This window comes from Erwinia artemisiae, from assembly GCF_051400835.1.
GTDB lineage: Bacteria > Pseudomonadota > Gammaproteobacteria > Enterobacterales > Enterobacteriaceae > Erwinia > Erwinia aeris.
In genome coordinates this window covers 32,624-54,521 of sequence record NZ_JBLFFM010000006.1, presented here as the reverse complement: position 1 = coordinate 54,521, position 21,898 = coordinate 32,624, and the positions used below count along the sequence as shown (strand labels likewise).

19 protein-coding genes are annotated in these 21,898 nt (G+C 55.8%); 17 read left to right on the top strand and 2 right to left on the bottom strand.

Going from position 1 to position 21,898, the window contains the following annotated elements; all coding sequences use genetic code 11:
* Positions 1–100: 100 nt before the first annotated feature.
* Both ACMGEE_RS14400 and map read right to left on the bottom strand, forming a co-directional pair.
* Positions 101–679, bottom strand: a complete 579-nt coding sequence (locus tag ACMGEE_RS14400; protein ID WP_301730678.1) for a CCDC90 family protein — start codon at positions 677–679, stop codon at positions 101–103.
* A 395-nt stretch (positions 680–1,074) separates the two neighbouring features.
* Entirely contained in the window at positions 1,075–1,869 is a 795-nt protein-coding gene (gene map, locus ACMGEE_RS14395; RefSeq protein WP_253455194.1) for a type I methionyl aminopeptidase, read from the bottom strand.
* A gap of 330 nt (positions 1,870–2,199) precedes the next feature.
* Here map and rpsB point away from each other — a divergent pair, with 330 nt between their 5' ends.
* The 17 genes from rpsB (at position 2,200) to accA (ending at position 21,801) form a co-directional block, all read left to right on the top strand.
* A complete protein-coding gene (gene rpsB, locus ACMGEE_RS14390) occupies positions 2,200–2,925 on the top strand; it encodes a 30S ribosomal protein S2 (protein WP_301251365.1) in 726 nt (241 codons plus the stop codon).
* A 206-nt stretch (positions 2,926–3,131) separates the two neighbouring features.
* Positions 3,132–3,983, top strand: coding sequence for a translation elongation factor Ts (tsf, locus tag ACMGEE_RS14385; protein WP_253455192.1), 852 nt, complete (start codon positions 3,132–3,134; stop codon positions 3,981–3,983).
* A gap of 145 nt (positions 3,984–4,128) precedes the next feature.
* Positions 4,129–4,854, top strand: a complete 726-nt coding sequence (gene pyrH, locus ACMGEE_RS14380; RefSeq protein ID WP_253455191.1) for a UMP kinase — start codon at positions 4,129–4,131, stop codon at positions 4,852–4,854.
* Between the two features lie 118 nt (positions 4,855–4,972).
* Positions 4,973–5,530 (top strand): ribosome recycling factor, encoded by a 558-nt coding sequence (gene frr / locus ACMGEE_RS14375; protein WP_125289093.1) that lies wholly within the window; start codon positions 4,973–4,975, stop codon positions 5,528–5,530.
* 124 nt (positions 5,531–5,654) lie between these two features.
* Positions 5,655–6,857, top strand: a complete 1,203-nt coding sequence (ispC, locus tag ACMGEE_RS14370; RefSeq protein ID WP_301730677.1) for a 1-deoxy-D-xylulose-5-phosphate reductoisomerase — start codon at positions 5,655–5,657, stop codon at positions 6,855–6,857.
* Between the two features lie 170 nt (positions 6,858–7,027).
* On the top strand, positions 7,028–7,780 hold the full coding sequence (ispU, locus tag ACMGEE_RS14365; RefSeq protein ID WP_253455189.1) for a (2E,6E)-farnesyl-diphosphate-specific ditrans,polycis-undecaprenyl-diphosphate synthase: 753 nt from the start codon (positions 7,028–7,030) through the stop codon (positions 7,778–7,780).
* A gap of 18 nt (positions 7,781–7,798) precedes the next feature.
* Positions 7,799–8,653 (top strand): phosphatidate cytidylyltransferase, encoded by an 855-nt coding sequence (gene cdsA / locus ACMGEE_RS14360; protein ID WP_253455188.1) that lies wholly within the window; start codon positions 7,799–7,801, stop codon positions 8,651–8,653.
* An 8-nt stretch (positions 8,654–8,661) separates the two neighbouring features.
* Positions 8,662–10,011 carry a sigma E protease regulator RseP gene (rseP, locus tag ACMGEE_RS14355; protein ID WP_301251361.1) on the top strand — a complete coding sequence of 450 codons (1,350 nt, stop codon included), beginning with the start codon at positions 8,662–8,664 and terminating at the stop codon, positions 10,009–10,011.
* Between the two features lie 53 nt (positions 10,012–10,064).
* Positions 10,065–12,467 carry an outer membrane protein assembly factor BamA gene (gene bamA / locus ACMGEE_RS14350; RefSeq protein WP_253455186.1) on the top strand — a complete coding sequence of 801 codons (2,403 nt, stop codon included), beginning with the start codon at positions 10,065–10,067 and terminating at the stop codon, positions 12,465–12,467.
* Between the two features lie 160 nt (positions 12,468–12,627).
* Positions 12,628–13,125, top strand: a complete 498-nt coding sequence (gene skp, locus ACMGEE_RS14345; protein WP_125289099.1) for a molecular chaperone Skp — start codon at positions 12,628–12,630, stop codon at positions 13,123–13,125.
* Between the two features lie 3 nt (positions 13,126–13,128).
* Positions 13,129–14,151 carry a UDP-3-O-(3-hydroxymyristoyl)glucosamine N-acyltransferase gene (gene lpxD, locus ACMGEE_RS14340; protein WP_301251359.1) on the top strand — a complete coding sequence of 341 codons (1,023 nt, stop codon included), beginning with the start codon at positions 13,129–13,131 and terminating at the stop codon, positions 14,149–14,151.
* A gap of 171 nt (positions 14,152–14,322) precedes the next feature.
* On the top strand, positions 14,323–14,778 hold the full coding sequence (gene fabZ / locus ACMGEE_RS14335) for a 3-hydroxyacyl-ACP dehydratase FabZ (RefSeq protein WP_024965665.1): 456 nt from the start codon (positions 14,323–14,325) through the stop codon (positions 14,776–14,778).
* A gap of 3 nt (positions 14,779–14,781) precedes the next feature.
* Positions 14,782–15,570, top strand: a complete 789-nt coding sequence (gene lpxA / locus ACMGEE_RS14330; protein WP_253455184.1) for an acyl-ACP--UDP-N-acetylglucosamine O-acyltransferase — start codon at positions 14,782–14,784, stop codon at positions 15,568–15,570.
* A 3-nt stretch (positions 15,571–15,573) separates the two neighbouring features.
* A complete protein-coding gene (gene lpxB / locus ACMGEE_RS14325) occupies positions 15,574–16,713 on the top strand; it encodes a lipid-A-disaccharide synthase (RefSeq protein ID WP_253455183.1) in 1,140 nt (379 codons plus the stop codon).
* Positions 16,713–17,324, top strand: coding sequence for a ribonuclease HII (rnhB, locus tag ACMGEE_RS14320; protein ID WP_253455182.1), 612 nt, complete (start codon positions 16,713–16,715; stop codon positions 17,322–17,324). Before lpxB ends, rnhB begins: the two co-directional genes overlap by 1 nt.
* Positions 17,325–17,346: 22 nt before the next feature.
* A complete protein-coding gene (gene dnaE / locus ACMGEE_RS14315; protein ID WP_436830247.1) occupies positions 17,347–20,829 on the top strand; it encodes a DNA polymerase III subunit alpha in 3,483 nt (1,160 codons plus the stop codon).
* Between the two features lie 12 nt (positions 20,830–20,841).
* Positions 20,842–21,801, top strand: coding sequence for an acetyl-CoA carboxylase carboxyl transferase subunit alpha (gene accA / locus ACMGEE_RS14310; protein WP_125289105.1), 960 nt, complete (start codon positions 20,842–20,844; stop codon positions 21,799–21,801).
* The last annotated feature ends 97 nt before the right edge of the window (positions 21,802–21,898 follow it).

Here is a 21,898-nt window from a genome sequence, read left to right as displayed (position 1 = left end):
TTTTACCGCCGTGCTGGCTGGCAGAGCGGTAAAAAAAGAGGGAGGGCCAAATGGGTGAGTGGCCTGCCTCACTGTCGGCGGTCAGAGAACGAACGGAGCGCTATTTAAACCAGGCCGCGACGGCAGCAATAGCGGCAAGCGTGGCGGGAATAATCGTCAGCAACAGAACGGTTTGCTTGTTGATAGCTTTCTGTAACGTCTCATGAATTTCGCCTCGCAAGGAGACAATGTCGCCTTTCAGCTCGCCTTTTAAAGCGGCCATATCCTCTTTCAGCTCGCCTCTTAACAAGGCCATATCCTCTTTCAGCTCGCCCCTTAACGAGGCCATTTCCTCCTTGAGCTCGCCGCGCATAAGCGCCATCTCGCCTCGTAACGAAATGAATTCGCCTTTAAATTCGCCGCCCATAAATGTCATTCGCTCTGTAAGCTCGCCGCGCATTGTCGCCGTTTCAGTGCGAACATTCGCGACATCGGCGTGGGTGGCGAAACTCTCGGAGCGCACGGTAAGCACAGCCAGATTGTGGCTGATTACGGCGACATCGTTTTCAAGCTTCCTTACTCGCGGTTCGATATTCTCTGTCATGCCTCCTCCTCCATCGCCGCCTGAAGAGCGCAGCGCAGGCAGTCCGGGTTTATGATCGGCGTCATTCAAAGGTGCATCCCTGAGCGCGTAACCCATAGCTGCCTCCTTGATTCGTTTCCTCCTCTGGCCAGCGTGCGGCCACAGAGCAGAGGCACAGGCCTCCACAATCGGCACGGCGTCCCAACTCGTTATTAATTGTTTGCGCTAAAAGGAATGGCTTTTCCATTTGCTTGATCTCCCTGTGTAAATTAGCTGCTTCCTGCAGAAAGGTTACGGGGTAATGCCCCTACACTTTTCATGCCTTGAGCAATTTACAACCACAAGGTTAATCAGGTCCAATGAAAAAAAGTGTTCGTAAACCCTGGGCTGAATAGAAAGCCCGTCAGGCTGGATGGAAGGCAGGTAGCGAGAGCGGTAAAGAAAGATCCGGGGTGAAAGAGCAATGCTTTTGACCCGGCAGCAAAGCTGCCTGCCGGGTTATTTGACAAAGATTACGCGTCGGCGGTCAGGATTGCCGGGATGGTATCGTCTTTACGCAGCGTCATAATCTCGCAGCCTGTTTCCGTCACCACGATGGTGTGTTCATACTGGGCGGAGAGACTGCGGTCTTTGGTTTTCACCGTCCAGCCGTCTTTCATGCTGCGAATGCGATAATCGCCTGCGTTAACCATAGGCTCAATGGTAAAGGCCATACCGGCCTGCAGCACCACGCCGCCGTCGTCCGCGTCATAGTGCAGCACCTGCGGCTCTTCATGAAAGCCTTTGCCGATGCCGTGACCGCAATATTCGCGTACTACGGAAAAATCCTGTGCTTCAACAAATTTCTGGATTTCGCGACCGATAGTGCGCAGGCGAATTCCTGGCTTCACCATACGCAGCGCCAGATAGAGGCTCTCCTGAGTTACGCGGCAAAGGCGTTCGCCCTGAATAGTCGGTTTGCCGACGATATACATTTTAGAGGTATCGCCGTGATATTCGTCTTTAATGACGGTTACGTCGATATTGACGATATCGCCATCCTTCAGGATTTTGTCATCGCTTGGAATACCGTGGCACACCACTTCGTTGACCGAGATGCAAACGGATTTAGGGAAGCCGTGATAGCCCAGGCTGGCCGAAACGGCTTGCTGGGTGTTAACGATATAGTCATGGCACAGGCGATCGAGTTCGCCGGTGCTGACGCCGGGCTTGACGTGCTCTTCGATCATTTCCAGCACTTCTGCCGCCAGGCGACCGGCTACGCGCATTTTCGCGATTTCTTCAGGGGTTTTGATTGTAATTGCCATTAATTTAGTCCGCAGCTGTCGCTATTTTCGACAATAATAAAGGAAGTGCAGCAATGTTAGCAGCCCACCTGGCCGCTGCCAATTCCCGTTTACGGCGCGGCAGGTAAAGCGAACAATCATTGGCTTCACCTGCGTCTTTATGGTATAAAGCGCGCCGACGATTCTCTGTGGGCAAGATTGCAGAGAAACGCATAACTCTCACTATGTGTAAATAACACACATGTATCGACACGTACGCCGGGGTGCCTTAAAGCGCTGCGCAAGCGGCCCGAGAGGTCGGTCGTATGGGATACATGGAGGCTTAACCCCAATCAATTTACAGAGGTAATCATGGCAACTGTTTCCATGCGCGACATGCTCAAGGCTGGTGTACACTTCGGTCACCAGACCCGTTACTGGAACCCAAAAATGAAGCCATTCATTTTCGGCGCTCGTAACAAAGTTCACATCATCAACCTTGAAAAAACTGTACCAATGTTCAACGAAGCGCTGGCTGAACTGAACAAGATCGCTGCCCGTAAAGGCAAGATTCTGATGGTTGGTACCAAGCGCGCTGCAAGCGAAGCGGTAAAAGAGTCTGCGCTGAGCTGCGACCAGTTCTTCGTAAACCATCGCTGGTTAGGCGGTATGCTGACCAACTGGAAAACCGTTCGTCAGTCCATCAAGCGTCTGAAAGATCTGGAAACTCAGTCTCAGGATGGCACCTTTGACAAACTGACCAAAAAAGAAGCGCTGATGCGTGCTCGTGAACTGGCCAAGCTGGAAAACAGCCTGGGCGGGATCAAAGACATGGGCGGCCTGCCAGACGCGCTGTTCGTTGTCGATGCTGACCACGAACACATCGCTATCAAAGAAGCAAACAACCTGGGCATCCCGGTTTTCGCTATCGTTGATACCAACTCTGATCCAGACGGCGTTGACTACATCATCCCAGGCAACGACGATGCAATCCGTGCTGTAAGCCTGTACCTGACCGCTGTGGCTACCACCGTACGTGAAGGTCGCTCTCAGGACCTGGCTCAGCAGGCAGAAGAAAGCTTCGCTGAAGCTGAGTAATAAGGTTTGCTCCACAGAGAGCCCTTATACCCGTCAGGGTAAAATCAGATGTTAATCTGTAAGGGGCCTTAATTGGCCCCTTTATTTTGAATTCGCTTTGCCGCTGGTGACCCATCGGCGGGGCAATATTTCTCCCGAGAAACAGGCATCTGTTGTGGCGCCATCAGGCGAACCGGGCAGGTGCTGAGCTAACCGAGGATTCGAGAATGGCTGAAATTACTGCTGCTCTGGTAAAAGAACTGCGCGAGCGCACTGGCGCTGGCATGATGGATTGTAAAAAAGCGCTGACCGAAGCTAGCGGCGACATCGAGCTGGCGATCGAGAACATGCGTAAATCTGGCGCGATCAAAGCGGCGAAAAAAGCAGGCAACGTGGCTGCTGACGGCGTGATCAAAACCAAAATCGACGGCAACTACGGCGTGATCCTGGAAGTTAACTGCCAGACCGACTTCGTTGCTAAAGACGGCGGTTTCCAGGCGTTCGCTGACAAGGTGCTGGATGCGGCTGTTGCCGGCAAAATCACCGATGTTGAAGTGCTGAAAGCGCAGTTCGAAGAAGAGCGCGTTGCGCTGGTTGCTAAAATCGGCGAAAACATCAACATTCGTCGCGTCGCGACCCTGGAAGGCGACGTGCTGGGCAGCTACCTGCACGGCGCACGTATCGGCGTACTGATCTCTGCAACCAACGCTGACGAAGAGCTGGTTAAGCAGCTGGCCATGCACGTTGCGGCAAGCAAGCCAGAATTCGTTAAGCCAGAAGACGTGTCTGCAGACGTGGTAGAGAAAGAATACCAGGTTCAGCTGGATATCGCGATGCAGTCCGGTAAGCCGAAAGAAATCGCAGAGAAAATGGTTGAAGGCCGCATGAAGAAATTCACCGGCGAAGTTTCTCTGACCGGTCAGCCTTTCGTGATCGACCCGTCTAAAACCGTTGGCCAGCTGCTGAAAGAGCAGAACGCTGACGTGGTTAACTTCATCCGCTTTGAAGTGGGCGAAGGCATTGAGAAAGCCGAGACCGATTTCGCAGCAGAAGTTGCGGCGATGTCTAAGCAGTCTTAATCGTTTGACCAGAACCGCCATCCGGCGGTTCTTTTTTATCTGCCGTATCCGGCAATTTTCAGTCTCATCCCAATAGCATTTTCTCACTACTCGCGGGATGATAGCGCAGATTTAACTCCTCAATACTGCTTCCAGGAAAAAAACCATGGCGACCAATGCAAAACCTGTTTATCAACGTATCCTGCTGAAACTGAGCGGCGAAGCTCTGCAAGGCGCGGAAGGCTTCGGTATCGACGCCAGCGTGCTGGATCGTATGGCTCAGGAAGTGAAGGAACTGGTTGAGCTGGGTATTCAGGTAGGTGTGGTTATCGGTGGCGGCAACCTGTTCCGCGGTGCGGGCCTGGCACAGGCCGGCATGAATCGCGTTGTGGGCGACCACATGGGTATGCTGGCAACCGTAATGAACGGTCTGGCGATGCGTGACGCGCTGCACCGCGCCTACGTTAATGCTCGTCTGATGTCGGCTATTCCGCTGAACGGCGTATGTGACAACTACAGCTGGGCAGAAGCGATCAGCCTGCTGCGCAACAACCGCGTGGTGATCTTCTCCGCCGGCACCGGCAACCCGTTCTTTACTACGGATTCGGCGGCCTGCCTGCGCGGTATCGAAATCGAAGCGGACGTCGTGCTGAAAGCGACCAAGGTTGACGGCGTTTACTCTGACGATCCGGTAAAAAATCCGGACGCCACGATGTACGATCAGCTGAGCTACACCGAAGTGTTGGAACGTGAATTGAAAGTGATGGATCTGGCCGCCTTTACGCTGGCCCGCGACCATAAACTACCGATCCGCGTCTTCAATATGAACAAGCCGGGCGCGCTGCGCCGCGTAGTGATGGGTGAAAAAGAAGGCACCCTGATTACGCAATAATGTCCGTTAGCACATAAAATAAGGTATATTCTGCCTTTGTAGTGCGTTACGCACGCTAACAGATAGCTAACAGGCTCTGCTGAGCCTGTCAGGTTAACCAGAATTCAAGGGTTACAACGTGATTAACGAAATCAGAAAAGATGCTGAAACGCGCATGGACAAGTGCCTGGAAGCATTTAAAAACCACATCAGCAAAATCCGCACCGGCCGCGCGTCGCCAAGCATTCTTGACGGCATCATGGTCGATTATTACGGCTCCGCCACGCCGCTGCGTCAGCTGGCCAGCGTAACCGTAGAGGATTCCCGTACGCTGAAAATCAACGTATTTGACCGCTCGATCAGCGCGGCCGTTGAAAAAGCGATCATGGCTTCTGACCTGGGCCTGAACCCAAGCTCAGCGGGCAGCGACATTCGCGTGCCGCTTCCGGCGCTGACGGAAGAACGTCGTAAAGACCTGATTAAAATCGTGCGCGGCGAAGCCGAGCAGGGTCGCGTTTCCGTACGTAACGTGCGTCGCGATGCCAACGATAAGGTTAAAGCGCTGCTGAAAGATAAAGAAATCAGCGAAGATGAAGAGCGTCGTTCTCAGGATGATATCCAGAAAATGACCGACGTGTTCATCAAGAAAGTCGATGCCGCGCTGGCAGAAAAAGAAGCGGAGCTGATGGACTTCTGAGTCGATCCGCGCCGTGACTTAACGCCGTACAGGGTGCCTTTTTCGGAGGGTAGTCTTACGGCGTTTTGCATTTAATCCCCTGGCTGGCGGCTTATCGTCGCAGGTCACTACACAGAGCACCTTCATGAAGCAACTGACCATTCTCGGTTCCACCGGTTCAATCGGTACCAGCACGCTGGCCGTCATTAAAGCGAATCCCGAGCTGTTCGCCGTTAAGGCGCTGGTGGCCGGGCATAACGTCGGGCTGATGGCGGAACAGTGTCTCGCTTTCCGGCCGGCTTATGCGGCCATGGCTGACGAGAAGTCCGCCAGCGCGTTACGGCTGCGGTTGAAAGAGCTGAACGTGGCGACCGAGGTGCTGAGCGGCGAACAGGCTGCCTGCGATCTGGCCGCGCTGGACGACGTGGATCAGGTTATGGCGGCGATCGTTGGCGCGGCAGGCCTGCTGCCGACGCTGGCGGCCATACGCGCCGGTAAGGCCGTGCTGTTGGCCAATAAAGAGTCGCTGGTCACCTGCGGCCAGCTGTTTCTGGAGGCGGTAAGCGAATTTAAAGCGCAGCTGCTGCCGGTCGATAGCGAGCATAATGCCATTTTTCAGAGTTTGCCCGCTTCCCTCCAGCGCCAGTTAGGATACGCTTCTCTACAAGATAATGGCATTGACAGCATTATTCTTACGGGGTCGGGTGGCCCTTTCCGTGAAACGCCGCTGGCGGACCTGGCGCAGATGACGCCGGATCAGGCCTGCGCGCATCCGAACTGGACAATGGGGCGAAAAATCTCCGTTGATTCGGCCACCATGATGAATAAAGGTTTGGAATATATTGAAGCCCGCTGGCTTTTTAACGCGACCGACGCGCAGATGGAAGTGGTGCTGCATCCGCAATCGGTGATCCATTCCATGGTGCGCTACCGTGACGGCAGCGTGCTGGCGCAAATGGGGTCGCCGGATATGCGTACGCCTATCGCTCACGTAATGGCCTGGCCGCAGCGAGTGCAGTCCGGCGCAAAACCGTTGGATTTTGCCCGTATGAGCGCCCTGACGTTCGCCGAGCCGGACTACGCGCGTTATCCCTGCCTCAAGCTGGCTATCGACGCCTGTAAAACCGGGCAGGCCGCGACTACCGCGCTGAACGCCGCAAATGAGATCGCCGTTGCCGCTTTTCTGGATGCGCAAATCCGTTTTACCGATATTGCGCGAGTGAATATGAGCGTTCTGGAAACGCTTTCCTGCCGCGAGCCGGAGAGCGTGGAGGCGGTGCTGGATATCGACAGGCGCGCGCGCGCTACGGCGAAAACCTGTTTGTCGCGTTTTCCAACCGCACGCTAACCAGCGTGCGTTTGTGGGGCAGGGGTGGAGGTGTTACAATCTGCGCCCGTCCTTAAAGCGACGTAGCGATACAGCGACAGCTGCCGTGGCCGACACGGCTTTTTTACGTCAAGCGGGCAAACTATTTCAGAAACCGTCGTATTTCTGATTAAAGGAAATAATTACGCGTTATGTCGTCCGAAAATCAAATAAAAACCGATGACCAGTCGGGAGAAAATCCCCGCCACGTGGCCATCATTATGGATGGCAATGGCCGCTGGGCCAAAAACCAGGGGAAAATGCGCATTACCGGCCATAAGGCGGGCGTAAAGTCCGTGCGCCGCGCGGTAAGCTTTGCCGTCAGCAATAAGCTGGATGCGCTGACCCTGTATGCCTTCAGCAGCGAAAACTGGAACCGTCCTCCGCAGGAAGTGATGGCGCTGATGGAGCTGTTTGTCTGGGCTCTGGACAGCGAGGTGAAAAGCCTCCATAAACACAACGTACGCCTGCGAATTATTGGCGATACGGGCCGATTTAACGCTCGTTTGCAGGAGCGTATCCGGCGCGCCGAGGAACTGACTCAGCAAAATAATGGACTTACCCTGAACATTGCCGCGAATTATGGCGGACGTTGGGATATTATTCATAGCGTCAGGAAAATTGCAGAACAGGTGCAGGAAGGTCTGGTTCGTCCGGATCAGATCGAGGAAGAAACCCTCGCACAGCATCTTTGTCTCAACGATCTGGCACCTGTGGATCTGGTAATAAGGACAGGGGGAGAGCATCGAATCAGTAACTTTTTGCTGTGGCAGGTTGCCTATGCGGAGTTCTTTTTTACCGATGTTCTTTGGCCTGATTTTGATGAACAAGTTTTTGAAGGTGCACTGAATGCGTTTGCACAACGAGAGCGTCGCTTTGGCGGCGCAGCACCCGGCGGCGCCTGAGCGCACTGGGGGTAATCCTTGCTGAAGTCACGCCTGATTACCGCATTGATACTTATCCCGATTGTGATTGCGGCGCTGTTTCTGCTGCCGCCTGCCGGTTTTGCTATCGTCACGCTGGCTATCTGTATGCTGGCGGCCTGGGAGTGGGGTCAGTTCGCTGGCCTGGCCTCCAGTTCCCAGCGCGTCTGGCTCGCGGTTCTGTGCGGGCTGCTGCTGGCGTTCATGACGTTTACGCTGCCTGCTTACCATCCTGTGCATCTTCCCCTTATTGCGGGCTCGCTTTGGGCGGCGCTGGGCTGGTGGATAGTTGCGCTGCTGCTGGTGTTGACCTATCCCGTATCCGCCGCGCTGTGGCGCTCGTCTCGTGCTTTACGCCTGTTGTTTGGTATTCTGACCATTGTGCCCTTCTTCTGGGGCATGGTGGCGCTGCGCCAGTATCATTATGACAGCGACCATTTTGCCGGCGCCTGGTGGCTGCTCTACGTGCTGTTTCTGGTATGGGGCGCGGATTCCGGGGCCTACATGTTTGGTCGTCTGTTCGGCAAACACAAGCTGGCGCCAAAAGTTTCGCCGGGGAAAACCTGGGAAGGGTTTTTTGGCGGCCTGGTCACTACGGGCATTATCGCCTGGCTGTTCGGGCTGTGGGCGCCGCTGAGCGTATCGCCTGTGACGCTGCTGACCTGCTCCATTGTCGCTACGCTGGCTTCCGTATTGGGCGATTTGACCGAGAGCATGTTCAAGCGCGAAGCGGGCATTAAAGACAGCGGACAGCTTATTCCAGGTCATGGTGGTATTCTGGATCGTATCGATAGCCTGACGGCGGCGGTGCCGGTATTCGCCTGCCTGCTGTTGCTGGCTTTCGGCACGCTATAAGGGACGTTATGTTGAGTATACTCTGGAGCCTTGGGGCCTTTATCGTTGCGCTGGGCATTCTGATCACCGTGCATGAATTTGGCCATTTCTGGGTGGCGCGCCGCTGCGGTGTCAAAGTCGAACGCTTTTCTGTCGGCTTTGGCAAGGCGCTGTGGCGACGTCGCGACAGCCAGGGCACCGAGTATGTTATCGCGCTGATCCCGCTGGGCGGCTATGTTAAAATGCTCGACGAACGCGTCGAAAGCGTGCCGCCGGAGCTTCGCCATCTCTCCTTTAATAATAAAACCGTCGCGCAGCGCGCCGCTATTATCAGCGCCGGCCCGCTGGCTAATTTCCTGTTTGCCATCTTTGCTTACTGGCTGGTTTTTATCATCGGCGTGCCTGGCGTACGGCCTGTGATTGGTGAAATAGTGAGCGGTTCGCAGGCTGCCGAGGCGCAAATTGCGCCTGGAATGGAACTTAAGGCCGTTGACGGTATCGAAACGCCTGACTGGGAAGCTGTGCGGATGGCGCTGGTAGCGAAAATTGGCGACCAGCAGACTACGCTCAGCGTGGCGCCTTTCGGCACCAGCCAGGTTCAGGATGTCCGGCTTGATTTGCGTAACTGGCATTTCGCGCCTGACAGGGAGGATCCGGTCGCGTCGCTGGGCATTCATCCTCGCGGTCCGCAGGTTGAAACCGTGCTGGCAGAAATCCAGTCCGGCTCCGCTGCGGCCAGAGCAGGTTTGCAAGCAGGCGACAGGATCGTTAAAGTCGGGGGTCAGCCGTTGGCGCAGTGGCAGCAGTTTGTCGCCGAGGTTCGCGATAATCCCGGCAGGCCGCTGGCGGTTGAAGTTGAGCGACAGGGTGCATCAGTGGCCCTGACGCTGACGCCGGATGTTAAGCCGGGCAACAAAGCGGAAGGGTTTGCGGGCGTGATCCCACGCATCGTTCCGCTGCCGGACGAATACAAAACGGTTCGCCAGTATGGGCCGTTTGCGGCCGTTGGCGAGGCCAGCGTCAAAACCTGGCAGCTGATGAAGCTGACGGTGACGATGCTGGGCAAGCTGATAGTTGGCGAAGTGAAGTTGAACAATCTCAGCGGGCCGATTTCTATCGCCCAGGGTGCTGGGATGTCGGCGGAATATGGCTTGATTTATTACCTGATGTTTCTTGCGCTAATCAGCGTGAATCTCGGGATTATCAATCTGTTCCCCTTGCCGGTATTAGATGGTGGACATTTGCTGTTTCTGGCGATCGAAAAGATCAAAGGTGGGCCGGTGTCTGAGCGAGTTCAGGACTTCAGTTATCGCATTGGCTCGGTTTTGCTGGTGCTGTTAATGGGGCTTGCACTATTCAATGATTTCTCGCGTCTCTGACAGGGTCAAACCTGCCTGATGCGAGAACCAGTTAGGAAGAATGCATAACAACGATGGCGATGAAAAAGTTGCTCATAGCGTCGCTGCTGTTTAGCAGCGCCACCGTATACGCGGCAGACGGCTTCGTGGTGAAGGATATCCATTTCGAAGGCCTGCAGCGAGTCGCCGTCGGGGCGGCATTGCTCAGTATGCCTGTCCGCGTAGGAGATACCGTCTCCGATGATGATCTCAGTAATACCATCCGCGCCCTTTTTGCGACCGGGAACTTCGAAGATGTTCAGGTTCTGCGCGACGGCAATACGCTGATCGTTCAGGTGAAAGAGCGTCCGACCATTGCCAGCATCACCTTCTCCGGCAACAAAGCGGTGAAGGATGACATGCTCAAGCAGAACCTGGAAGCGTCCGGCGTGCGGGTGGGCGAAGCCCTTGACCGCACCACTATCTCGACTATCGAGAAAGGGCTGGAGGATTTCTACTACAGCGTCGGTAAATACAGCGCCAGCGTTAAGGCCGTTGTTACGCCGCTGCCGCGTAACCGTGTCGATCTGAAGCTGGTCTTTACCGAAGGCGTGTCTGCGAAAATTCAGCAGATCAACGTGGTCGGCAATAAAGCCTTCAGCTCGGACGAGCTGATCTCGCGCTTCCAGCTGCGTGATGAAGTGCCATGGTGGAACCTGGTCGGCGACCGTAAATATCAGAAGCAGAAACTGGCGGGCGACCTGGAAACCCTGCGCAGCTTCTATCTGGATCGCGGCTATGCGCGCTTTAATATCGACTCTACCCAGGTCAGCCTGACGCCGGATAAAAAAGGCATTTATATCACCATCAATATTAACGAAGGCGATCAGTACAAGCTTTCCGGCGTAGTGGTGAACGGCAGCATGGCGGGACACTCGGCGGAAGTTGAATCCCTGTCCAAAATTCAGCCGGGCGAACTCTATAACGGTGCCAAAGTCACCAAAATGGAAGACGACATCAAGAAGATGTTCGGTCGCTACGGCTATGCCTATCCGCGCGTGATGACGCAGCCGGAAATCAACGACGCGGATAAAACCGTGAAGCTGCACGTCAACGTGGATGCGGGCAACCGTTACTACGTGCGTAAAGTGCGTTTTGAAGGCAACGATACCTCGAAAGATTCCGTACTGCGTCGCGAAATGCGTCAGATGGAAGGCGCGTGGCTGGGTAGCGATCTGGTCGAGCAGGGCAAAGAGCGTCTGAATCGTACCGGCTACTTTGAAACGGTGGAAACCGATACGCAGCGCGTGCCTGGCGCACCCGATCAGGTAGACGTGGTCTACAAGGTCAAAGAGCGCAACACCGGTACCTTTAACTTCGGCGTGGGTTACGGTACGGAAAGCGGCGTCAGCTTCCAGGTCGGCGTTACGCAGGAAAACTGGCTGGGCACGGGTAATACCGTCGGCATCAGCGGTACCAAAAACGATTATCAGACCTATGCTGAATTCTCGCTGACCGATCCGTACTTTACGGTCGATGGCGTCAGCCTGGGCGGTCGTGTCTTCTATAACGACTTTAAAGCGGATGACGCGGATCTGTCTGACTATACCAACAGAAGCTATGGTCTGGACGGCACGCTGGGCTTCCCGGTTAACGAGAACAACACGCTGCGCGTGGGTCTGGGCTATGTCCATAACGACCTGTCCAACATGCAGCCGCAGATCGCCATGTTCCGTTATCTGCGCTCCGTGGATCAGAACCCGGATCTGAACAAAGACGCTGACTATTCCGCAGACGACTTCACGTTCAACTACGGCTGGACGTACAACACGCTGGACCGTGGCTTCTTCCCAACCTCGGGTAACCGTACCAACCTGAATGGTAAAATCACCATTCCAGGCTCGGACAACGCCTTCTATAAAGCGACGCTGGATACGCAGCAGTATCTGCCGCTGAATCAGGATCGTACCTGGGTGCTGTTGGGTCGTGGTCGTGTAGGCTATGGTGATGGACTGAGCGGCAAAGAACTGCCGTTCTACGAGAACTTCTATGCGGGTGGCTCAAGCACCGTACGTGGTTTCCGCTCCAACACCATTGGTCCGAAGGCGGCTTACTACAATAACAACTCCAGCACCTGCTCAACGGGAACGCTGTGTGATTCCAACGATGCGGTCGGCGGTAACGCGATGGCAACAGCCAGCGCCGAGCTGATCACGCCAACGCCGTTCCTTAGCGAGAAATATGCGAATTCCGTGCGTACCTCGCTGTTCGTCGATGCCGGTACCGTGTGGGACACCGCATGGGAAAATACTGCAGAAACGCGCGCGGCAGGCATTCCGGACTACAGCGAGCCGAGCAATATTCGTATGTCGGCCGGTCTGGCGCTGCAGTGGATGTCACCACTGGGGCCGCTGGTGTTCTCATACGCTCAGCCGTTCAAGAAATATGATGGTGATAAAGCCGAACAGTTCCAGTTTAATATCGGTAAAACCTGGTAAGCTGCTACGCTTTGCAAACTTTGAGAAAAGCGCTGTCTGACTTTTCTCAACGCTCGCGGTGTCATACCGCGAGTATCGCGCCGTTCACTGGCAGCCTCGCGCTGCCTTAACGCGCAACACATGTGTCCTGGACACAAACGTTGATGGTAAGGAGTTTATAGTGAAAAAGTTGTTGTGTGCCGCAGGCCTCTCTCTCGCTCTGGCGGTTTCCGCTGGCGCTCAGGCCGCTGACAAGATTGCAGTGGTAAACGTTTCCAGCATTTTCCAACAGTTACCGGCGCGTGCGACAGTTGCGAAACAGCTTGAAAATGAGTTTAAAGGCCGTGCGACTGAACTGCAGGGAATGGAACGCGATCTGCAAACCAAAATGCAGCGTCTGCAGCGTGACGGTTCTACCATGAAAGCAAGCGAGCGCAGCCGTCTGGAAAAAGACGTGATGGCGCAGCGTGAAACCTTCTCCAGCAAAGCGCAGGCTTTCGAGCAGGATAACCGTCGCCGTCAGGCAGAAGAGCGTAACAAGATCCTGAGCCGTATTCAGGATGCAGTGAAAAAAGTCGCGGCTGACGAAGGTTACGACGTCGTGGTCGATGCCAACGCCGTGGCTTACGCCAGCTCATCCAAAGACATCACTGCTGATGTTCTGAAACAGGTTAAATAATCAATGTCTTCAATTCGACTGGCTGATTTAGCCCAGCAGTTGGATGCAGATTTGCACGGAGATGGCGATATCGTCATCTCCGGCATTGCTTCTATGCAATCCGCCCAATCCGGTCAAATCACCTTTCTTTCCAACAGCCGCTATCGCGAACAGCTGGCAGCCTGTAAGGCTTCCGCCGTGGTGCTGCAGGCGGCGGACGTAGAATTTTGCCAGAGCGCCGCTCTGGTGGTGAAAGACCCCTACCTGACCTATGCGCGTATGGCGCAGATTCTGGACACCACGCCGCAGCCAGCGACGAATATTGCGCCAGGCGCAGTTATCGACGCTACGGCGAAGCTGGGTAAAAATGTTTCCGTCGGCGCGAACGCCGTTATCGAATCCGGCGTAGAGCTGGGCGATAACGTGGTGATTGGCGCCGGCTGCTTTATCGGTAAAAACACCCGTATTGGCGCGGGTACGCGCCTGTGGGCCAACGTTTCCGTCTATCACGAAGTACAGATCGGCGAAAATTGCCTGATCCAGTCCGGCACCGTTATTGGCGCGGACGGCTTTGGTTACGCGAACGATCGCGGCAACTGGGTGAAAATACCGCAGCTGGGTACGGTCATTATCGGCGATCGCGTTGAAATTGGCGCCTGTACCACTATCGATCGCGGCGCGTTGGATAACACTCAGATTGGGAATGGTGTTATCATTGACAACCAGTGCCAGATTGCACACAACGTGGTGATTGGCGACAATACCGCGGTAGCAGGCGGCGTAATCATGGCGGGCAGCCTGAAAATCGGCCGCTACTGCATGATTGGCGGCGCCAGCGTGATCAACGGCCACATGGAAATTTGTGACAAAGTGACGGTCACGGGGATGGGAATGGTTATGCGACCAATCACCCAACCTGGGGTATACTCGTCCGGGATCCCGCTGCAACCGAATAAAAACTGGCGTAAAACCGCCGCGCTGGTCATGAACATCGATGAGATGAGCAAGCGCTTAAAAGCTGTTGAGCGTAAAGTCAGCGCGGAATGAGCGTCTGGTTGTTGAACCGCCTTCACTATTCCGCTGCACCTTGTGGAATATAAAAAGAATGCTAAGCATGGAAGGCTGGTGCACGGAAACTGATTTGCGGCCTGCGGACGATGCTCTCGTTGCAGGCCGTGTTATTGATGCCATCAGAATTTTTAGGACAGGAAGAGTATTTTGACTACTGAAACTCATACTCTGAAAATTGAAGAGATTATTGAACTGCTGCCGCACCGCTATCCGTTTCTGCTGGTCGATCGCGTATTGGAATTTGAGGAACATAAGTTTCTGCGTGCGGTAAAAAACGTATCGGTCAACGAACCGTTTTTCCAGGGCCATTTCCCTGGTAAACCGATTTTTCCAGGCGTGCTGATTTTAGAAGCCATGGCGCAGGCGACCGGTATTCTGGCGTTTAAAAGCGTGGGCAAACTTGAGCCGGGCGAGCTGTACTATTTTGCCGGCATCGATGAAGCTCGCTTCAAGCGTCCGGTCGTACCAGGCGATCAGATGATTATGGAAGTCACCTTCGAGAAAACCCGCCGTGGTCTGACCCGCTTTAAAGGCGTGGCGACCGTTGACGGTAAAATTGTCTGCGAAGCAACCATGATGTGTGCGCGCAGCCGGGAGGCGTAATTCGTGATTGATGAAACTGCTGTTATCCACCCCAGTTCAGTGATTGAAGAGGGCGCCGTCATTGGCGCTCGCGTGCATATTGGCCCGTTTTGCTTTATCGGCGCTAACGTTGAGATTGGCGAAGGCACCGTGCTGAAATCGCACGTGGTGGTCAATGGGCATACGAAGATTGGTAAAGACAACACGATTTACCAGTTTGCGTCCATCGGCGAGGTCAACCAGGATCTGAAGTATGCTGGCGAACCGACCCGCGTGGAAGTTGGCGATCGCAACAGCATCCGCGAAAGCGTCACCATCCATCGCGGCACCTCGCAGGCGGACGGCCTGACCAAAGTCGGCAGCGATAACCTGCTGATGGTTAACGTGCACGTTGCGCACGACTGCGTAATTGGCGATCGCTGCATTCTCGCTAATAACGCTACGCTTGGCGGTCACGTCACCGTGGATGACTTTGCCATTATTGGCGGGATGACAGCCGTTCATCAATTCTGCATCATCGGCGCGCACGTGATGGTCGGCGGCTGTTCCGGCGTTGCCCAGGACGTTCCGCCTTTCGTGATCGCGCAGGGCAACCACGCCACGCCGTTCGGCATCAACCTGGTAGGCCTGCAGCGTCGCGGCTTCAGTAAAGAAGCACTGCACGCGATCCGCAACGCCTATAAGGTACTTTACCGCAGCGGTAAAACGCTGGACGAAGCGAAGCCGGAAATCGCCGACATCGCTCGCGAGCATCCTGAAGTGCAGCCGTTCTTCGATTTCTTCGCCCGTTCTACCCGGGGTTTGATCCGTTAAGCCATGCCTCAGCCATTAACGATAGCCCTCGTCGCCGGAGAAACCTCCGGCGATATTCTTGGTGCCGGCTTGATCCGTGCCCTGAAGAGCAAGCACCCAGATACGCGCTTTGTCGGCGTAGCCGGGCCGCTGATGCAGGCTGAAGGCTGCGAAGCCTGGTACGAGATGGAAGAGCTGGCGGTGATGGGCGTCGTGGAAGTGCTGGAACGCCTGCCGCGCCTGCTGAAGATCCGCCGCGATCTGACGCAGCGCTTCAGCGAGCTTAAACCGGATGTTTTTGTCGGCATTGATGCGCCGGACTTTAACATTACGCTGGAAGGGCGCCTGAAGCAGCGCGGGATCCGCACCATCCACTACGTTAGTCCGTCCGTATGGGCGTGGCGACAGAAGCGCGTCTTCAAAATTGGTCGCTCGACCGATCTGGTGCTGGCGTTTTTACCGTTTGAAAAAGCCTTTTACGATCGCTATAACGTTCCCTGTCGCTTTATTGGTCATACAATGGCCGATGCGATGCCGATCGAGCCGGACAAGCGCGCCGCGCGGCTGGAGCTGGGTATTGCGGAAGGGGTGCCCTGCCTGGCGCTGCTGCCGGGCAGCCGCAATGCGGAAGTAGAAATGCTCAGCGCCGATTTTTTGCGCACTGCAGAGCTGCTGCGCGCCAAATGGCCCAATCTTGAAATCGTGGTGCCGCTGGTGAATCCACGGCGTCGCGAGCAGTTCGAAAAGATAAAAGCGGAAGTCGCGCCCGATTTGCCAATGCATCTGCTGGATGGCAAAGGCCGTCAGGCGATGATCGCCAGCGATGCGGCGCTGCTCGCTTCCGGCACGGCCGCGCTGGAGTGTATGCTGGCGAAATGCCCGATGGTGGTAGGCTACCGCATGAAGCCTTTTACCTTCTGGCTGGCGAAGCGCCTGGTGAAAACCGACTACGTCTCGCTGCCAAATCTGTTAGCCGGCCGCGAGCTGGTGAAAGAGCTGTTGCAGGATGAGTGCCAGCCGGCACAGCTGGCGGCCGCGCTGGAACCGCTGCTGGCGCAGGGCGAAACCCGCGATCGCCTGCTGGCGACCTTTACCGAACTGCATCACCAAATTCGCTGGAATGCCGACGAGCAGGCCGCCGCCGCCGTACTGGAGCTGTGTTAATGAGTTTTATCTATCCCCAGGCCAGCCTGATTGCTGGCGTGGATGAAGTAGGCCGCGGCCCGTTAGTCGGCGCGGTCGTGACCGCTGCGGTTATCCTTGACCCGGCAAAACCGATCGTTGGCCTGGCCGACTCGAAGAAGCTGTCGGAAAAACGCCGTCTGGCGCTGTTCGATGAGATCAAAGAGAAGGCGTTAAGCTGGAGCCTGGGCCGCGCGGAACCGGAAGAAATCGACCAGCTGAATATTCTGCACGCCACCATGCTGGCGATGCAGCGCGCCGTGGCGGGCCTGGCGATCGTGCCGGATTTCGTGCTGATCGACGGCAACCGCTGTCCGGCGCTGCCGATGCCCGCGCAGGCGGTGGTCAAAGGCGACAGCCTGGTGGCGGAAATCAGCGCCGCGTCGATTATCGCCAAAGTGACGCGCGATAAAGAAATGGCAGAGCTGGATCTCCTGTTCCCGCAGTATGGCTTCGCCCAGCATAAGGGCTACCCAACGGCGCTGCATATGGAGCGGCTGGCGCTGCACGGCGCTACGCCACATCATCGCCGCAGCTTCGCGCCGGTGCGCAATGCGCTGCTGGATGCCGAAGTGCTCGCTGCGGCCCGATAACAAGTTTTCAGCAGGATTAAAGATGGCCGAACCTCGTTTTGTTCATTTACGCGTACACAGCGACTACTCCATGGTGGATGGATTAGCCAAGACTGCCCCGCTGGTGAAAAAAGCGGCGGCGATGGGTATGCCCGCCATAGCCATTACGGACTTCACCAACCTTTGCGGGCTGGTGAAGTTTTATGGCACGGCACACGGTCAGGGCATGAAGCCGATTATCGGCGCGGACTTTAACGTTGCCAGCGAGGCGATGGGCGAAGAGCTGTCGCAGCTGACCGTGCTGGCCGCGACCAATACCGGCTACCAGAATCTTACCCTGCTGATTTCACGCGCCTATCAGCGCGGCTATGGCGCGGCCGGCCCGACCATCGATCGCGACTGGCTGATTGAGCTGAACGAAGGCCTGATCCTGCTTTCCGGCGGTCGTCGGGGCGACGTTGGCAAAATGCAGCTGCGCGGCAACCAGACGCAGGTGGCCGAATGCCTGGCGTTCTACAAGCAATATTTCCCCAATCGTTACTATCTGGAGCTGATCCGCACCGGTCGACCTGACGAAGAATCCTGGCTGCACGCCGCCGTTGAGCTGGCCACGACCGAAGGTATTCCGGTTGTGGCGACCAATGAAGTCTGCTTCCTGGAAGAGGACGATTTTGACGCGCATGAAATCCGCGTAGCCATCCACGACGGCTTCACGCTGGACGATCCCAAACGGCCACGCCTCTACAGTCCTCAGCAATATCTGCGCAGCGTTGATGAGATGTGCGAGCTGTTCTCGGACATCCCGGAAGCGCTGGCGAACAGCGTGGAAATTGCTAAGCGTTGTAACGTGACTATTCGCCTGGGCGAATACTTCCTGCCGCAGTTCCCGACCGGCGATATGACCACCGAAGATTTCCTGGTGATGAAATCGAAAGAGGGGCTGGAAGAGCGACTGGAATTTTTGTTCCCCGATCCCGAAGAGCGCGCGCAAAAAAGGCCGGCATATGACGAGCGCCTCGAAATCGAGCTGAACGTTATCAACCAGATGGGCTTCCCCGGCTACTTCCTGATCGTAATGGAGTTTATCCAGTGGTCGAAAGATAACAACGTGCCGGTCGGGCCGGGCCGTGGTTCCGGCGCCGGTTCGCTGGTGGCCTATGCGCTGAAAATCACCGATCTCGATCCGCTGGAATTCGACCTGCTGTTCGAGCGCTTCCTTAACCCGGAACGTGTTTCCATGCCCGACTTTGACGTCGACTTCTGCATGGAAAAACGCGATCTGGTCATTGAGCACGTGGCCGAAATGTACGGCCGCAAGGCGGTTTCGCAGATTATCACCTTTGGTACGATGGCGGCGAAAGCGGTGATCCGCGACGTGGGCCGCGTGCTGGGGCATCCTTACGGCTTCGTCGATCGTATCTCTAAACTGGTGCCGCCCGATCCGGGCATGACGCTGGAAAAAGCTTTTGCGGCCGAGCCGCAGCTGCCGGAAATTTACGAGGCGGACGAGGAAGTCAAAGCGCTGATCGATATGGCGCGCAAGCTGGAAGGCGTCACGCGTAACGCCGGTAAACATGCGGGTGGCGTGGTGATTGCGCCTACGCAAATCACCGACTTTGCGCCGCTCTACTGCGACGAAAACGGCAACCATCCGGTTACCCAGTTCGACAAGAACGACGTGGAATACGCCGGTCTGGTGAAGTTTGACTTCCTGGGGCTGCGTACGCTGACCATTATCGACTGGGCGCTGGCGATGATTAACGCCCGTCGCAAGAAGCACGGCGAGCCGCCTGTCGATATCGCGGCGATTCCGCTTGATGACAAGAAAAGTTTCGATATGCTACAGCGCTCGGAAACCACGGCGGTGTTCCAGCTTGAATCGCGCGGCATGAAGGATCTGATCAAGCGTCTGAAGCCGGACTGCTTTGAAGATATGATCGCACTGGTGGCGCTGTTCCGCCCTGGCCCCCTTCAGTCGGGCATGGTAGATAACTTTATCGACCGTAAGCACGGGCGCGAAGCGATTTCCTATCCTGACATTCAGTGGCAGCATGAGTCGCTGAAGCCGGTGCTGGAACCGACCTATGGCATTATCCTGTATCAGGAACAGGTGATGCAGATTGCGCAGGTGCTGGCGGGCTACAGCCTCGGCGGCGCGGATATGCTGCGTCGTGCGATGGGTAAAAAGAACCCGGTCGAAATGGCCAAACAGCGCGGCGGCTTTGAAGACGGCGCGAAAGCGCGTGGCATCGACGGCGAGCTGGCGATAAAAATCTTCGACCTGGTGGAGAAGTTCGCCGGTTACGGCTTTAACAAGTCGCACTCCGCCGCTTACGCGCTGGTTTCCTACCAGACGCTGTGGCTGAAGGCGCACTATCCGGCCGAGTTTATGGCGGCGGTAATGACGGCCGATATGGATAACACCGAGAAGGTGGTTGGCCTGGTGGACGAATGCTGGCGGATGGGGCTGAAAGTCCTGCCGCCGGATATCAACGCCGGGCTGTATCCGTTCCACGTGAATGACGATGGCGAAATCGTTTATGGTATCGGCGCAATCAAAGGCGTGGGCGAAGGCCCGATCGAAGCGATTCTGGAAGCGCGTAATAAAGACGGCTACTTCCGGGAACTGTTCGATCTTTGCGCGCGCACCGATACCAAAAAGCTTAACCGGCGCGTGCTGGAAAAGCTGATTATGTCCGGCGCGTTCGACCGGCTTGGGCCACACCGTGCGGCCCTGATGAGCGCGCTGAACGATGCGCTGAAAGCGGCGGATCAACACGCCAAAGCCGAGGCCATTGGCCAGGCGGATATGTTCGGCGTGCTGGCCGATGAGCCGGAACAGATTGAAAAATCCTACGCCGACGTGACGCCGTGGCCAGAACAGGTCAGGCTGGATGGCGAAAGAGAAACCTTAGGGCTTTACTTAACCGGGCACCCGATTAATCAGTATCTGAAAGAGATCGAGCGCTACGTGGGAGGAATGCGCCTGAAAGACATGCACCCGACCGAACGTGGCAAAATGACCATGGCCGTCGGTCTGGTGGTGGCGGCTCGCGTAATGGTAACAAAACGCGGAAACCGTATCGGTATTTGTACGCTGGACGACCGATCCGGTCGTCTGGAAGTGATGTTATTCACCGATGCACTTGATAAGTTCCAGCATTTGCTGGAAAAAGACCGTATCCTGATCGTCAGCGGACAGGTCAGCTTCGATGACTTCAGCGGCGGGCTTAAAATGACCGCTCGCGATGTGATGGACATTGATGAAGCCCGTGAAAAATATGCTCGCGGGCTTGCTATCTCGCTGACGGACAGGCAAATTGATGACCAGCTTTTAAACCGTCTCCGCCAATCCCTGGAACCTTATCGTTCGGGGACTATTCCGGTTCATCTCTACTATCAGAGAGAGGATGCGCGGGCGAGGCTGCGCTTCGGTGCAGCGTGGCGCGTATCGCCCAGCGATCGTTTATTAAACGACCTGCGATCGCTGATCGGGTCGGAGCAGGTGGAACTGGAGTTTGACTAAAACAGGAATATTATGAGTCTTAATTACCTGGATTTCGAACAGCCAATCGCAGAACTTGAAGCGAAAATTGACTCGCTGAAGTCGGTTGGCCGTCAGGATGAAAAACTGGATATTAACCTGGATGAAGAGATCCAGCGTCTGCGCGAAAAAAGCGTCGAGCTGACCCGGAAAATCTTCTCCGATTTAGGTGCATGGCAGATCGCGCAGCTGGCGCGTCATCCTTTGCGTCCTTATACGCTGGACTATGTCCGTAATGTCTTTACCGATTTCGACGAGCTGGCTGGCGATCGCGCTTACGCGGACGACAAAGCTATCGTCGGCGGCATTGCTCGCCTGGAAGGCCGTCCGGTGATGATCATCGGTCATCAGAAAGGCCGCGAGACTAAAGAGAAGATCCGTCGTAACTTTGGCATGCCGGCGCCGGAAGGTTACCGTAAGGCGCTGCGCCTGATGGAAATGGCCGAGCGTTTTAATATGCCGATCGTGACCTTTATCGATACGCCGGGCGCTTATCCGGGCGTGGGCGCGGAAGAGCGCGGGCAGTCTGAGGCTATCGCACGTAACCTGCGTGAGATGTCTGGCCTGACCGTTCCGGTTATCTGTACCGTTATCGGTGAGGGCGGCTCCGGCGGCGCGCTGGCGATTGGCGTCGGCGACAAAGTGAATATGCTGCAGTACAGCACCTACTCGGTGATTTCGCCGGAAGGCTGTGCGTCAATTCTGTGGAAAAGCGCGGATAAAGCGCCGCTGGCCGCAGAAGCGATGGGCATTATCGCTCCGCGTTTGAAAGAGCTGAAGCTGATCGATTCGGTGATCCCGGAGCCGCTGGGCGGCGCGCACCGCGATCCGCTGGCGATTGGCGCTTCGATGAAGGCACAGCTGCTGGCCGATTTGGCCGAGCTGGACGAGCTAAGCAAAGAAGAGCTGCTGGATCGTCGCTATCAGCGTCTGATGAGCTACGGCTACGCCTGATAGCTGTCCGATCGCGGAAAGAGCGGGTTCTGAACAATGCGTTGTCTGAGTTAAGGCAGCGGAGCGTTCAGGGCCCGCTTTTTTATTGGGATGAGTG